A 12005-nucleotide genomic window follows, 5' to 3' on the forward strand; every position below is an offset into this window, starting at 1 on the left:
AGAACCCCCCCACCACACGAGCCAGAAACTCGTGGGGTCCGTCCCCCCCCCCCCCGATAGGGCCACAAACCTCAGCCACGCCCCTCCAGAATCGCCGCATACCCCTCTTTGTAACTCGGATACTGCGGCACCCACCCCAACGCCTTCGCCCGCGCGTTGCTGCAGCGCTTGCTGCCGGTACGCCGCACCCGCTGGTCATCCGACCACTCGGTGACGCCCATGTACCCACGCAGCCAGGCCACCACATCGGCCAAAGGCGCCGGGTCGTCGTCGACACCGATATAGCAGTCTTCCAGCACCACACCACGGGCATCAGCCTGTAACAGGTAGGCCAGCAGGCTCGCCGCATCCTCGGCATGGATCCGGTTGCCATACAGTGGCGGCTCTTCGGCGACGCGATAACCCTGCCGCACCTGGCTCAGCAACCACTCACGCCCTGGGCCATAGATACCCGTCAGGCGCACGACACTGGCGGGGATGCCGCTGCCCAGAGCGAGCTGCTCGGCTTCAAGCATCACCTTGCCGGAATAGCCCTCGGGCTCGGTGCTGGCAGTCTCGTCGATCCACTCGCCGTCCTTCTGCGCGAAAACGCTGCTGCTGGACACGAACAGCAACCGCCGGGGCAGTTTGCCGCCGCGCTGCAGCCAAGCCAGTACATGCCGCAAGCCCTCGACATAGGCCGCCTGATAGCCGGCTTCGTCATGCTGGCTGGCCGCCACGCAGTACACCAGGTAGTCCGGATTGCGCTCGGGCCAGTCAGCCGGCATACGCTGGTCGGAAAGGTCGGCGGCGATGGGATCGACCCCTTTGGGTAACTGCTGGACCGAGCGCCGCAAGCCGCTGACCTGCCAGCCGAGGGCCAGCAGTTGGCGGGCCAGACGACTGCCGACATCACCACAACCTACGATCAAAGCAGATACGTCTGACATGCCAAAACTCCTATTCCTAAAGGGGCAGGCTATAGCGTTCTGGCGATAAACGGCTATACCAAGGTCAAAAAAAGCAATCACATTACTTTTGTTAACAAGAATTAATTGCAATAATGGCCGCCTTGTCTGTTCTCGGCCTGTTTCGAGGCCCTGGAGAACTCAATCTTTTCCTCTTCATCAGGTCCGGCCAGCATGACACGCACTCAACCTTCCGCTTCGCCAACCACGTCGCGCGCCTGGCGCGCCATTGCCGCGCTGATGTTCAGCCTGGTGCTGGCACCCGTGGCAATGGCCGATGAGCCAACCGCCACTGCCGCCACTCCGGCCGCCGCCACCGCCCCAGCTGCGCCAGCCGCTGAAGGTCAGGCACCGGTAGGCGCAACCGCACCGGTTGACGCCCAGGCTGCGGTCGAAGAGAACGTGCAGCCGCTGGTCGAAGACACCTCGCTGGGCATGGCCCACGACCTGTCCCCATGGGGCATGTACAAGAACGCCGACGTGGTGGTGAAGGCCGTGATGATCGGCCTGGCCATCGCCTCGATCATCACCTGGACCATCTGGATCGCCAAAGGCTTCGAGCTGATGGGCGCCAAGCGTCGCCTGCGTGGTGAAATCGCCGCCCTGAAGCGCTCGGTGAGCCTCAAGGAAGCCAGCGAAGTCTCCAACAAGGAAGGCACCCTGGCCCACACCCTGGTGCACGACGCCCTCGAAGAGATGCGCCTGTCGGCCAACGCCCGCGAAAAAGAAGGCATCAAGGAGCGTGTCAGCTTCCGCCTCGAGCGCCTGGTAGCCGCCAGCGGCCGCACCATGAGCAGCGGCACCGGCGTGCTGGCGACCATCGGTTCCACCGCGCCGTTCGTCGGCCTGTTCGGTACCGTTTGGGGCATCATGAACAGCTTCATCGGCATCGCCAAGACCCAGACCACCAACCTTGCCGTGGTTGCCCCAGGTATCGCCGAGGCCCTGCTGGCTACGGCCCTGGGCCTGGTTGCAGCGATTCCGGCAGTGGTCATCTACAACGTCTTTGCCCGCTCTATCGCCGGCTACAAGGCACAAGTATCCGACGCTTCCGCTCAGGTACTGCTGCTGGTCAGCCGTGACCTGGACCATCAAGGTGGCGAGCGCGCCGCCCCGCACATGGTGAAAGTGGGGTAAGCCATGGGCCTGCATCTGAACGAAGGTGGCGACGACCTCGCCGAGAACCACGAAATCAACGTCACGCCGTTCATCGACGTGATGCTGGTGCTGCTGATCATCTTCATGGTCGCCGCACCCCTGGCCACGGTCGACATCAAGGTCGACCTACCCGCCTCGACCGCCAAGCCGGCGCCAAGGCCGGAGAAGCCGGTGTTCGTCAGCGTCAAGGCCGACAAGAAGCTGTACCTCGGCGATGACCTGGTGGCCCAGCAGGACCAGCTTGGCGCGATGCTCGATGCCAAGACCAAGGGTGACAAGGAAACCACCATCTTCTTCCAGGCTGACAAAGGCGTCGATTACGGCGACCTGATGGAAGTGATGAACACCATGCGCGCCGCCGGCTACCTCAAGGTTGGCCTGGTCGGGCTCGAGACGGCAGCCAAGAAATGACGAAACCGCGCTCAAACATGGCGCGCTACGGCACCAGCCTGGCCATCGTGCTGGGCGTGCACGTGGTCGCCGTGGTGCTGACGCTCAACTGGTCGGTGCCCCAGGCCATCGAGCTGCCACCGGCAGCCATGATGGTCGAACTGGCACCGCTGCCCGAGCCCGCTCCACCGCCACCGCCGAAGGCCGCACCGAAGCCGCCGACTCCGGTCGAGGAACCGCCGCTGCCGAAACTGGCAGAAGCGCCAAAACCGAAAATCGCCATCCCCAAGCCGCCCAAGCCCAAGGCCAAGCCGCAGCCGCCCCAGCCTGAGAAAAAGCTTGAGCAGCCCAAGGACGAAGCGCCGGCCAAGGACGACGTCGCGGATACTCCGCCGAGCAATTCGCCACCGCAGAAGTCGGCGGCACCGGCACCGAGCATCGCCTCGAACAGCAATGCCCTGCCGAGCTGGCAGAGCGACCTGCTGCGCCACCTGGCGAAGTACAAGAAGTACCCCGAGGACGCTCGCCGTCGCGGCTTGCAGGGCATCAACCGCCTGCGTTTCGTCGTCGACGCCGAAGGCAAGGTGGTCTCGTACTCGATGGCGGGCGGGTCGGGCAGCGCGGCGCTGGACCGGGCCACGATGGAAATGATCCGCCGGGCCGGCACGGTACCCAAGCCGCCGGCTGAGCTGTTGACCAATGGCACGATCGAAGTCGTTGCACCGTTCGTCTACTCGCTGGACCGACGCTGACGCTTTTGTTTCTGTCACAAAACAGCAAGTCTGATAACGTGCGTCTATCAATTGCAGCCGCTATGCTGGGGCCGCAACTTCATGGACGCACGTTATGACCCTCACCGAACTTCGCTACATCGTCACCCTCGCCCAGGAGCAGCACTTCGGCCACGCCGCCGAGCGTTGCCACGTCAGCCAGCCCACCCTGTCGGTCGGGGTGAAGAAGCTCGAGGACGAGCTCGGCGTGCTGATCTTCGAACGCAGCAAGAGCGCGGTGCGCCTCACGCCGGTCGGCGAGAGCATCGTTGCCCAGGCGCAGAAGGTCCTGGAGCAGGCCCAGGGTATCCGCGAACTGGCCCAGGCCGGCAAGAACCAGCTGACTGCCCCGCTCAAGGTTGGCGCCATCTATACCGTCGGCCCCTACCTGTTCCCGCACCTGATCCCGCAACTGCACCGCGTGGCGCCGCAGATGCCGCTGTACATCGAAGAGAACTTCACCCACGTGCTGCGCGAAAAGCTGCGCAATGGCGAGCTTGACGCGGTGATCGTCGCCCTGCCGTTCAATGAAGCCGACGTGCTGACGATGCCGCTGTACGACGAGCCCTTCTGCGCGCTGATGCCGGCCGATCACCCGTGGACCGCGAAGAAGACCATCGACACCGCCATGCTCAACGACAAGAGCCTGCTGCTGCTGGGCGAAGGCCACTGCTTCCGCGACCAGGTACTGGAAGCCTGCCCCACCCTCAACAAGGGTGGCGAAGGCGCCAAGCACACCACGGTCGAGTCCAGCTCGCTGGAAACCATCCGCCACATGGTCGCCTCCGGCCTGGGCGTATCGATTCTTCCGCTGTCGGCGGTGCACAGCCACCACTACGCGCCCGGTGTCATCGAGGTTCGCCCGCTGACCTCGCCGGCGCCGTTCCGCACCGTGGCCATCGCCTGGCGTGCCAGCTTCCCGCGGCCCAAGGCCATCGAGATTCTTGCCGACTCGGTCCGCCTCTGCTCGGTGGCCAAGGCGCCCGTGGCACAACCGGCCTGACCCCATGACCGAGCTGTCGAATGTGCCGGTCACCGCGCTCAAGGGCGTTGGTGATGCCATGGCGGAGAAACTCGCCAAGGTAGGCCTGGAGAACCTGCAGGACCTGCTGTTCCACCTGCCCCTGCGCTACCAGGACCGCACCCGCGTGGTCCCCATCGGTCAACTGCGGCCAGGGCAGGACGCAGTGATCGAAGGTGTGGTCAGCGGCGCCGACGTGACCATGGGCAAGCGCCGCAGCCTGGTCGTGCGCCTGGGCGACGGCACCGGTGTGCTGAGCCTGCGCTTCTATCACTTCAGCAATGCGCAGAAGGAAGGCCTCAAGCGTGGCACCCACGTGCGCTGCTATGGCGAGGCCCGCCCCGGCGCCTCGGGGCTGGAAATCTATCACCCCGAGTACCGCGCCCTGAGCGGCGACGAGCCGGCAGCGCCGGTGGAACAGACCCTGACGCCGATCTACCCGACCACCGAAGGCCTCACCCAGCAGCGCTTGCGCCTGCTGTGCCAGCAGAGCCTCGGTCAGCTCGGGCCGCGCAGCCTGCCCGACTGGCTGCCCGACGAGCTGGCCCGTGACTACCAGTTGGCGCCACTGAGCGACGCCATCCGCTACCTGCACAACCCACCGGCTGACGCCGATGTCGATGAACTCGCCGAAGGCCAGCACTGGGCCCAGCACCGCCTGGCCTTCGAAGAGTTGCTGACCCACCAGCTGTCCCAGCAGCGCCTGCGTGAAAGCCTGCGCAGCCTGCGTGCGCCGGTGCTGCCCAAGGCCACTCGCCTGCCCGCGCAGTACCTGGCCAACCTGGGCTTCAGCCCCACGGGCGCCCAGCAACGGGTCGGCAACGAAATCGCCTACGACCTCAGCCAGCCCGAACCGATGATGCGCCTGGTACAGGGCGACGTCGGCGCCGGCAAGACCGTGGTTGCCGCCCTTGCCGCGCTGCAGGCGCTGGAGGCCGGCTATCAGGTCGCGCTGATGGCGCCAACCGAGATCCTCGCCGAACAGCACTTCATCACTTTCAAGCGCTGGCTCGAACCGCTGGGCATCGAAGTCGCCTGGCTGGCCGGCAAGCTCAAGGGCAAGGCCCGCGCCAGCGCCCTGGAGCAGATCGCCGGCGGTGCGCCGATGGTGGTCGGCACCCATGCGCTGTTCCAGGAAGAGGTGCGCTTCAAGCACCTGGCCCTGGCGATCATCGACGAACAGCATCGCTTCGGTGTGCAGCAACGCCTGGCCCTGCGCAAGAAGGGCGTCAACGGCGAGCTGTGCCCACACCAGCTGATCATGACCGCCACCCCGATCCCGCGCACCCTGGCCATGAGTGCCTACGCCGACCTGGACACCTCGATCCTCGACGAGCTGCCGCCCGGGCGAACGCCGGTCAATACCGTGCTGGTGGCCGACAGCCGCCGCTTCGAAGTGGTCGAGCGGGTCCGCGCCGCGTGCGCCGAGGGGCGCCAGGCCTACTGGGTATGCACGCTGATTGAAGAGTCCGAAGAACTGACCTGCCAGGCGGCCGAAAGCACCTTTGAAGACCTCGGCAGCGCCTTGGGCGAGTTGCGCGTGGGCCTGATCCACGGGCGCATGAAGCCCGCGGAGAAGGCTGCGGTGATGGCTGAATTCAAGGCTGGCAACCTGCAGTTGCTGGTGGCCACCACAGTCATCGAGGTGGGCGTGGACGTACCCAACGCCAGCCTGATGATCATCGAGAACCCCGAGCGCCTGGGCCTGGCCCAACTGCACCAGTTGCGCGGCCGGGTTGGCCGGGGCAGCGCCGTGAGCCACTGCGTGCTGCTGTACCACCCACCGCTGTCGCAGATCGGCCGCGAGCGCCTGGGCATCATGCGCGAAACCAACGACGGCTTCATCATCGCTGAAAAGGACCTGGAACTGCGCGGCCCCGGCGAGATGCTCGGGACCCGCCAGACCGGCCTGCTACAGTTCAAGGTCGCCGACCTGATGCGCGACGCCGACCTGCTGCCGGCCGTGCGCGATGCCGCCCAGGCCTTGCTGGCGCGCTGGCCCCACCACGTCAGCCCGCTGCTCGACCGCTGGCTGCGCCACGGCCAACAATATGGCCAAGTGTGACGGCCGTCCCAATACAGAACCAGCTTGCCGATCAGGCTGGTTATACTTCGCCTTCAAAGGAATTAGTGGATACAGGCCATGACTGAAGTTGCTCTGGATATCGCAACCCCACACGCACCGTCTGTCATCCGGCTGTTGCTCGAAAAACTCGGCGTACCCTATGTCGAAGTGCCAGAAAGCCCGAAGCAACTGCCCGCATCGAAGGTTCAGGCCATCCTGCTCGATGACGAAGTCGGCGCCCTGCTGGTGCTGTACCCGCAGAGCAAGCTGCTGGACCTCAACCGCCTCGAGGAGCTGACAGGCCGCAAGCTCAAGGCCGTGCCGTTGCCGCGCCTCAAGCAGATGCTCGACAAGCACCACCTCAAGACCCTGCCGGCCATTCCGGCCCTCACCAGCTCGCCTTGCCTGTATGAAGGCAAGCTGCTCGAGCAAGAGCACCTGCTGATCCAGTCGGGCGAGCTGGGCATCTTGCTGTCGATCAAGCGCGACGACTTCAAGCGCATGTTGCACAAGTCCAGCGCAGGTAGCTTTGGCCAGCCGGTCCGCGAGATTCGCCCCAACCTCGACCGCCCGAACGACGACTCCAAGGAGATCACCCAGGCCGTCCAGGCTTTCACCGCTCGACGTATCCAGAAGCGCCTGGAAGAAACCATCGAGATTCCGCCACTGGCCGATACCGCGCAAAAAATCATCAAGCTGCGGGTCGACCCCAATGCCAGCACCGACGATGTCACCGGCGTGGTGGAAACCGACCCCGCCCTGGCCGCGCAGGTGGTCAGCTGGGCGGCATCGCCCTACTACGCCTCGCCGGGCAAGATCCGCTCGGTGGAAGACGCGATCGTGCGGGTGCTGGGCTTCGACCTGGTGATCAACCTGGCCCTCGGCCTGGCCCTGGGCAAGACCCTGAGCCTGCCCAAGGACCATCCGCAACAGGCCACCCCCTACTGGCAGCAGTCGATCTATACCGCTGCGGTCATCGAGGGCCTGACCCGTGCCATGCCACGCCCGGAGCGCCCGGAAGCCGGCCTGACCTACCTCGCCGGCCTGCTGCACAATTTCGGTTATCTGCTGCTGGCCCACGTGTTCCCGCCGCACTTCTCGCTGATCTGCCGCCATCTGGAGGTCAATCCGCACCTGTGCCACAGCTATGTGGAGCAGCACCTGCTGGGGATCAGTCGCGAGCAGATCGGCGCCTGGCTGATGAAGCTGTGGGACATGCCCGAAGAGCTGTCCACCGCCCTGCGCTTCCAGCACGACCCATCGTACGACGGCGAGCACTCGGCCTTCCCCAACCTGGTCTGCCTGTCGGTGCGCCTGCTGCGTTCGCGGGGTATCGGTTCGGGCCCGCAGGACGAAATCCCGGATGCCCTGTTCGATCGCCTGGGGCTGACCCGGGACAAGGCCGAGGAAGTGGTGAACAAGGTGCTGGAGGCGGAAGCCTTGCTGCGTGAGCTGGCATCGCAGTTCCACGCGCCGCACTGATTTAGCCGGGCGCCTGTCCTGTGGGAGCGGGTTTACCCGCTCCCACAGGCGCATTGTGTTGTGTATCAGCCCTTCTTCTTCGGCTTCAGGTATTTCATCAAGCCCTGAAACCAGATCACCAGCGCCGGGTTGCCCTTGATCTGGATGCTCTTGTCCTGAATGCCCTGCATGAACGCCAACTGCTTGTTGCCCGCCTGCAGGGTGGCGAAGCCGTAGCCGGCATCCTTGAACGCAATGGCGAACGCCGGCTGCGGGTGCAGGCCGCCCTTGCTGCTGATGCGTTGATCCTTGACCACGAAATGGCGGGCCACCTTGCCGTCCAGCGTCTGCATCTGGAACACCAGGTCCTTGTCCTGCAGCTGCTGCTGGAACGCCGGGTTGTTGCGGCTGGCCTTGGCCATCAGCAGCCCCATGGCCCAGAGAAGAAAGCGAAACTTCATCAACGCGCCTCGATTGAAAAATGACTGAGTCGCGCAGTTTATCCGCTTCCTGGGCAGTTTATGCAAGTTCGCTGCATTTTCACCGCAGAAACACAACGGGCGCCTCAAGGGCGCCCGTTCGAATGACCGTTGTCGTTGCCGATCACTTCTTCTTGGCAGGCTTGGCCGGTACGTTGACGCTGTCGCGCAGGTTCTTGCCTGGCTTGAAGGCGACGGTGTTGCTGGCCTTGATCTTGACCGGCTCGCCGGTTTGCGGGTTCTTGCCGGTGCGGGCGCCACGGTGACGTTTCTCGAAGGTGCCGAAACCGACCAAGGTGACGGTGTCCTTGTCGAGTGCGCCGGTGATGCTGTCGAGAATCGCGTTCAAGACCTGGTTGGCCTTTTCCTTGGTCAGATCGGCCTTGTCGGCGATGACGGCGGCGAGTTCTGGTTTACGCATAGTGAAGCCTCTTTGACGGAATTTCTTGTTGTTATGCCGTGCTGCCAAGGGCGGCAGCGTTCAAGGCACCGCAGGCTCTAGGCTGCGGTAGACGCCAGTGAGAATGGCACGCCGTCCGGGGCCGCGCCAGTACCTGGGCGGCCATTGTCGCGGCAAGAACAGGAGAAATCCGACAGAACGCACGCCATTTACGCCATCAGCGGCGGTAACTGGCGATTCAGCGCCAGTTTCTCCATGACGGCCGCACCCGTGAGGGCGTAGCCCAGCAGCTGGCCGTCAGCCCCGTGGCACAGCACTTTGAGGTCGGCGCCGCTGCCTTCCACCTGCCAGCTACCTTCCAGGCCGGCGGGTGGCGGTGACACCACCAACGGGCAGGCCGGGGTCTTCACGGTGACGGGCATCGGCCCATAGGCGACCGCCGTGGGGTTGCCGGCCAAGGTCTGGGCCAGGGCACGGGCGCAGGTCATCAGGGGCATGACGTACAGCAGATTGATGCCATCGACTTCGGCGCAATCGCCCAAGGCAAAGATATTGGCGTGAGAGGTGCGCAGCTGGCGATCGACCACCACGCCACGGTTCACCTGCAACCCGGCGGCGGCCGCCAGGTCAGTGCGTGGGCGCAGGCCAATGGCTGAAACCACCAGGTCGCAAGGGATCACGCTGCCGTCGGACAGGTGCGCTTCGAGGGCCGCGCCTGCCCGCTGCAGACGGGTCAGCACCGGCCCCAGGTGGAAGCGCACGCCCAGGCCCTCGAGGCCCGCCTGCACGGCGCTGGCAGCGGCGGGGTGCAGCAGGGTCGGCATCACCTGCTCGCAGGGTGCCACCACGTTGCACTGGTAGCCCCCCAGGGTCATGTCGTTGGCGAACTCGCAGCCGATCAGGCCGGCACCGAGGATCAGCACCCGCTGCTTGCCGGCGGCGGCGGCACGGAAGCGCGCGTAGTCCTCGAGGTCGTTGATCGGGAACACCTGGTCGCCGGCATCGCCTTCAACCGGTACCTGCACGGTCTGCGCGCCCCAGGCCAGGATCAGGTCGCGGTACTCGACCGCTTCTTCACCGATCCACAGGCGCTTGTGCCCAGGGTCGATACCGCTGATACGGGTATGGGTGCGAACTTCGGCCTTGAGCTGCTCGGCCATGGCGCCGGGCTCGGCCATGCACAGGCCGTCGGCGTCCTTGCCCTTGGCGAAGCCGGTGGAGAGCATCGGCTTGGAGTAGGAGCGGCCGTCGTCGGCGGTAATCAGCAGCAGCGGCGTTTCACTGTCGAGCTTGCGAAACTCGCGGGCCAGGTTGTAGCCGGCAAGGCCGGTGCCGATGATCACCACGGGGGACGTCATGCAGGTGCTTCCTCTTTCCAATAGGGTTGCGATCAGCCGATGGCGATCATTTCGAAATCGCCCTTGCCCACGCCGCAGTCGGGGCACAGCCAGTCTTGCGGCACGTCTTCCCAACGGGTGCCCGGGGCGATGCCGTCATCCGGCCAGCCTTCGGCTTCGTCGTAGATCAGGCCACAGACAATACATTGCCACTTCTTCATGGGGGGTCGTTCCTCGGTCAGGCTTGATGTGTCGCTGCTGATGGCCTCTATCGCGGGGCAAGCCCGCTCCCACTGGACTTGTGTAGGCCCAGTGGGAGCGGGCTTGCCCCGCGATAGAGGCACCGCGCAATCTCGTCCGGGCTTTGTACTGTATGCAAGCCGCCAGGGCAATCATGCTAAGCTCGCCGCCTCTCTGGCTGTCACAAGCATACCGACGTGTCGTACGAAACCCCGCAAGCAGCCGCTGTCGCGTGGCTGCCGTATCCACAACTGGCGAGCGCGCTCGACCAGCCGACCCTCGACTGGCTGTTCGACCAAGGCTCCCTGACCCGCCGCCTGACCCAACTGTCCCACGACCACTTCAGCGTCACGCCCTTGTTCGAAGGCTGGCAACCGCTGCGCGATGACGAATGTGCAGCGCTCGGCCTTGCGCCCGGCGAAGAGGGCTGGGTGCGTGAGGTCTACCTGCGCGGCCATGGCCAGCCCTGGGTGTTCGCCCGCAGCGTGGCCGGGCGCAGTGTGCTGGAACGCGGCGGCCTGGACCTGGAAACCCTGGGTGCCCGCTCGCTTGGCGAGTTGCTGTTCTGCGACCAGGCGTTCATCCGCCACCCCATCGAGGTGTGCAGTTATCCACAGGGCTGGTTGCCTGCCGAGGCCGCCCATGCCGGGCTGTGGGGGCGGCGTTCGCGCTTCGAGCGTGCCGGCCTCGACCTGCTGGTGGCAGAGATTTTCCTGCCGGCACTGTGGCAAGCGGCCAAGGAGGCAACCTGCTGATGTACCTGCAACTGCTCAAATCGCTCAACCGCCTGCACCCACGGGCCTGGGACTTCGTCCAGCTGAGCCGCATGGACCGCCCGATCGGCATCTACCTGCTGCTGTGGCCGACGCTGATGGCCGTGTGGATCGCCGGCAATGGCGCACCCAGCGTGGCCAACGTGCTGATCTTCGGCCTGGGGGTGGTGCTGATGCGTGCCGCCGGCTGCTGCATCAACGACTTCGCCGACCGCAAGGTGGACGGCCACGTCAAGCGCACCGCCGACCGGCCGCTGGCCAGTGGCAGGGTCAAGCCACGCGAAGCCCTGGTGCTGTTCGCCGTGCTGGTGGGGGTGAGCTTCCTGCTGGTGCTGTGCACCAATGCCAAGACCGTCTGGCTGTCGTTCGGCGCCGTGGCCCTGGCGTTCTGCTACCCGTTCATGAAGCGCTACACCTATTACCCGCAGGTGGTGCTGGGTGCCGCGTACTCCTGGGGCATCCCCATGGCCTTCACCGCCGCCGGTGGCGAGCTGCCGGCCGCTGCCTGGCTGCTGTACATCGCCAACCTGCTGTGGACGGTGGGCTATGACACCTACTACGCCATGGTCGACCGTGACGACGACCTGAAGATCGGGGTGAAATCCACCGCCATCCTGTTCGGCGAGGCCGACCGGGTGATCATCCTCAGCCTGCAGTTGCTGTCGCTGGGCTGCCTGCTGCTGGCCGGCAGCCGTTTCGAGCTGGGGGGCTGGTTCCACCTGGGGTTGCTGGCGGCAGCGGTGTGCTTCGCCTGGGAATTCTGGTCGACGCGCAAGCTGGACCGGGACGCCTGCTTCAAGGCGTTCCTGCACAACCACTGGGCGGGGATGCTGATGTTTATCGGGGTGGTGCTGGATTACGCGTTGCGTTGAGAGTCAAAGCCCCTGTGGGGGGGGGGGGGGGGGGGGGAGGGGGGGGGGGGGGGGGGGGAAGGGGGGGGGGGGGGGGGGGGGGGAAGAGGGGG

At 65.3% G+C, this 12005-nt stretch carries 13 protein-coding genes; 8 read left to right on the plus strand and 5 right to left on the minus strand.

Annotation, left to right across the window (positions count from 1 at the left end; genetic code table 11):
- Window positions 1–71: 71 nt before the first annotated feature.
- Complete coding sequence (locus ACO6VM_RS21890) at window positions 72–929, minus strand: SDR family oxidoreductase (RefSeq protein WP_401055869.1); 858 nt, start codon at window positions 927–929, stop codon at window positions 72–74.
- Window positions 930–1121: 192 nt separating this feature from the next.
- Between ACO6VM_RS21890 and exbB the strand changes: the two genes are divergently transcribed.
- The 6 genes from exbB to ACO6VM_RS21920 all read left to right on the plus strand — a co-directional run bounded on the left by exbB (window position 1122) and on the right by ACO6VM_RS21920 (window position 7833).
- Window positions 1122–2084, plus strand: coding sequence for a tonB-system energizer ExbB (gene exbB / locus ACO6VM_RS21895; protein ID WP_401055871.1), 963 nt, complete (start codon window positions 1122–1124; stop codon window positions 2082–2084).
- 3 nt (window positions 2085–2087) lie between these two features.
- Window positions 2088–2516, plus strand: coding sequence for a TonB system transport protein ExbD (gene exbD, locus ACO6VM_RS21900; protein WP_110991985.1), 429 nt, complete (start codon window positions 2088–2090; stop codon window positions 2514–2516).
- Window positions 2513–3247: an energy transducer TonB gene (locus ACO6VM_RS21905; RefSeq protein WP_401055873.1), complete on the plus strand. Its 735-nt coding sequence runs from the start codon at window positions 2513–2515 to the stop codon at window positions 3245–3247. The genes exbD and ACO6VM_RS21905 overlap by 4 nt, the downstream gene beginning before the upstream one ends.
- A 94-nt stretch (window positions 3248–3341) precedes the next feature.
- Complete coding sequence (locus tag ACO6VM_RS21910) at window positions 3342–4268, plus strand: hydrogen peroxide-inducible genes activator (RefSeq protein WP_125466070.1); 927 nt, start codon at window positions 3342–3344, stop codon at window positions 4266–4268.
- Between the two features lie 4 nt (window positions 4269–4272).
- Window positions 4273–6351: an ATP-dependent DNA helicase RecG gene (gene recG, locus ACO6VM_RS21915; RefSeq protein WP_347151116.1), complete on the plus strand. Its 2079-nt coding sequence runs from the start codon at window positions 4273–4275 to the stop codon at window positions 6349–6351.
- Window positions 6352–6429: 78 nt separating this feature from the next.
- Window positions 6430–7833, plus strand: coding sequence for an aminoacyl-tRNA deacylase and HDOD domain-containing protein (locus tag ACO6VM_RS21920; RefSeq protein WP_401055875.1), 1404 nt, complete (start codon window positions 6430–6432; stop codon window positions 7831–7833).
- Between the two features lie 65 nt (window positions 7834–7898).
- On the opposite strand, the gene ACO6VM_RS21925 is transcribed toward ACO6VM_RS21920, so the two are convergent.
- The 4 genes from ACO6VM_RS21925 to ACO6VM_RS21940 all read right to left on the minus strand — a co-directional run bounded on the left by ACO6VM_RS21925 (window position 7899) and on the right by ACO6VM_RS21940 (window position 10249).
- Window positions 7899–8273: a helicase gene (locus ACO6VM_RS21925; RefSeq protein WP_125466073.1), complete on the minus strand. Its 375-nt coding sequence runs from the start codon at window positions 8271–8273 to the stop codon at window positions 7899–7901.
- 142 nt (window positions 8274–8415) lie between these two features.
- The gene (locus tag ACO6VM_RS21930; protein ID WP_110991978.1) at window positions 8416–8712 is read right to left on the minus strand and encodes an HU family DNA-binding protein; all 297 of its coding nucleotides are present in this window, start codon (window positions 8710–8712) and stop codon (window positions 8416–8418) included.
- A 188-nt stretch (window positions 8713–8900) separates the two neighbouring features.
- Window positions 8901–10049 (minus strand): NAD(P)/FAD-dependent oxidoreductase, encoded by a 1149-nt coding sequence (locus ACO6VM_RS21935; RefSeq protein ID WP_125466074.1) that lies wholly within the window; start codon window positions 10047–10049, stop codon window positions 8901–8903.
- Between the two features lie 32 nt (window positions 10050–10081).
- Window positions 10082–10249, minus strand: a complete 168-nt coding sequence (locus ACO6VM_RS21940) for a rubredoxin (RefSeq protein WP_401055878.1) — start codon at window positions 10247–10249, stop codon at window positions 10082–10084.
- 216 nt (window positions 10250–10465) lie between these two features.
- On the opposite strand from ACO6VM_RS21940, the gene ACO6VM_RS21945 reads away from it, so the two are divergent.
- Both ACO6VM_RS21945 and ubiA read left to right on the plus strand, forming a co-directional pair.
- Window positions 10466–11023, plus strand: coding sequence for a chorismate--pyruvate lyase family protein (locus tag ACO6VM_RS21945; RefSeq protein ID WP_401055880.1), 558 nt, complete (start codon window positions 10466–10468; stop codon window positions 11021–11023).
- On the plus strand, window positions 11023–11913 hold the full coding sequence (ubiA, locus tag ACO6VM_RS21950) for a 4-hydroxybenzoate octaprenyltransferase (RefSeq protein WP_232883443.1): 891 nt from the start codon (window positions 11023–11025) through the stop codon (window positions 11911–11913). Before ACO6VM_RS21945 ends, ubiA begins: the two co-directional genes overlap by 1 nt.
- The last annotated feature ends 92 nt before the right edge of the window (window positions 11914–12005 follow it).

Origin of the sequence: Pseudomonas sp. GZD-209, assembly GCF_049310485.1 — a bacterium.
GTDB lineage: Bacteria > Pseudomonadota > Gammaproteobacteria > Pseudomonadales > Pseudomonadaceae > Aquipseudomonas > Aquipseudomonas sichuanensis.

Excerpts from the sequence above, each read along its gene's own strand:
- ACO6VM_RS21890 (WP_401055869.1), bottom strand. The coding sequence starts at position 929 with ATGTCAGACGTATCTGCTTTGATCGTAGGTTGTGGTGATGTCGGCAGT.
- exbB (WP_401055871.1), top strand. The coding sequence starts at position 1,122 with ATGACACGCACTCAACCTTCCGCTTCGCCAACCACGTCGCGCGCCTGG.
- exbD (WP_110991985.1), top strand. The coding sequence starts at position 2,088 with ATGGGCCTGCATCTGAACGAAGGTGGCGACGACCTCGCCGAGAACCAC.
- ACO6VM_RS21905 (WP_401055873.1), top strand. The coding sequence starts at position 2,513 with ATGACGAAACCGCGCTCAAACATGGCGCGCTACGGCACCAGCCTGGCC.
- ACO6VM_RS21910 (WP_125466070.1), top strand. The coding sequence starts at position 3,342 with ATGACCCTCACCGAACTTCGCTACATCGTCACCCTCGCCCAGGAGCAG.
- recG (WP_347151116.1), top strand. The coding sequence starts at position 4,273 with ATGACCGAGCTGTCGAATGTGCCGGTCACCGCGCTCAAGGGCGTTGGT.
- ACO6VM_RS21920 (WP_401055875.1), top strand. The coding sequence starts at position 6,430 with ATGACTGAAGTTGCTCTGGATATCGCAACCCCACACGCACCGTCTGTC.
- ACO6VM_RS21925 (WP_125466073.1), bottom strand. The coding sequence starts at position 8,273 with ATGAAGTTTCGCTTTCTTCTCTGGGCCATGGGGCTGCTGATGGCCAAG.
- ACO6VM_RS21930 (WP_110991978.1), bottom strand. The coding sequence starts at position 8,712 with ATGCGTAAACCAGAACTCGCCGCCGTCATCGCCGACAAGGCCGATCTG.
- ACO6VM_RS21935 (WP_125466074.1), bottom strand. The coding sequence starts at position 10,049 with ATGACGTCCCCCGTGGTGATCATCGGCACCGGCCTTGCCGGCTACAAC.
- ACO6VM_RS21940 (WP_401055878.1), bottom strand. The coding sequence starts at position 10,249 with ATGAAGAAGTGGCAATGTATTGTCTGTGGCCTGATCTACGACGAAGCC.
- ubiA (WP_232883443.1), top strand. The coding sequence starts at position 11,023 with ATGTACCTGCAACTGCTCAAATCGCTCAACCGCCTGCACCCACGGGCC.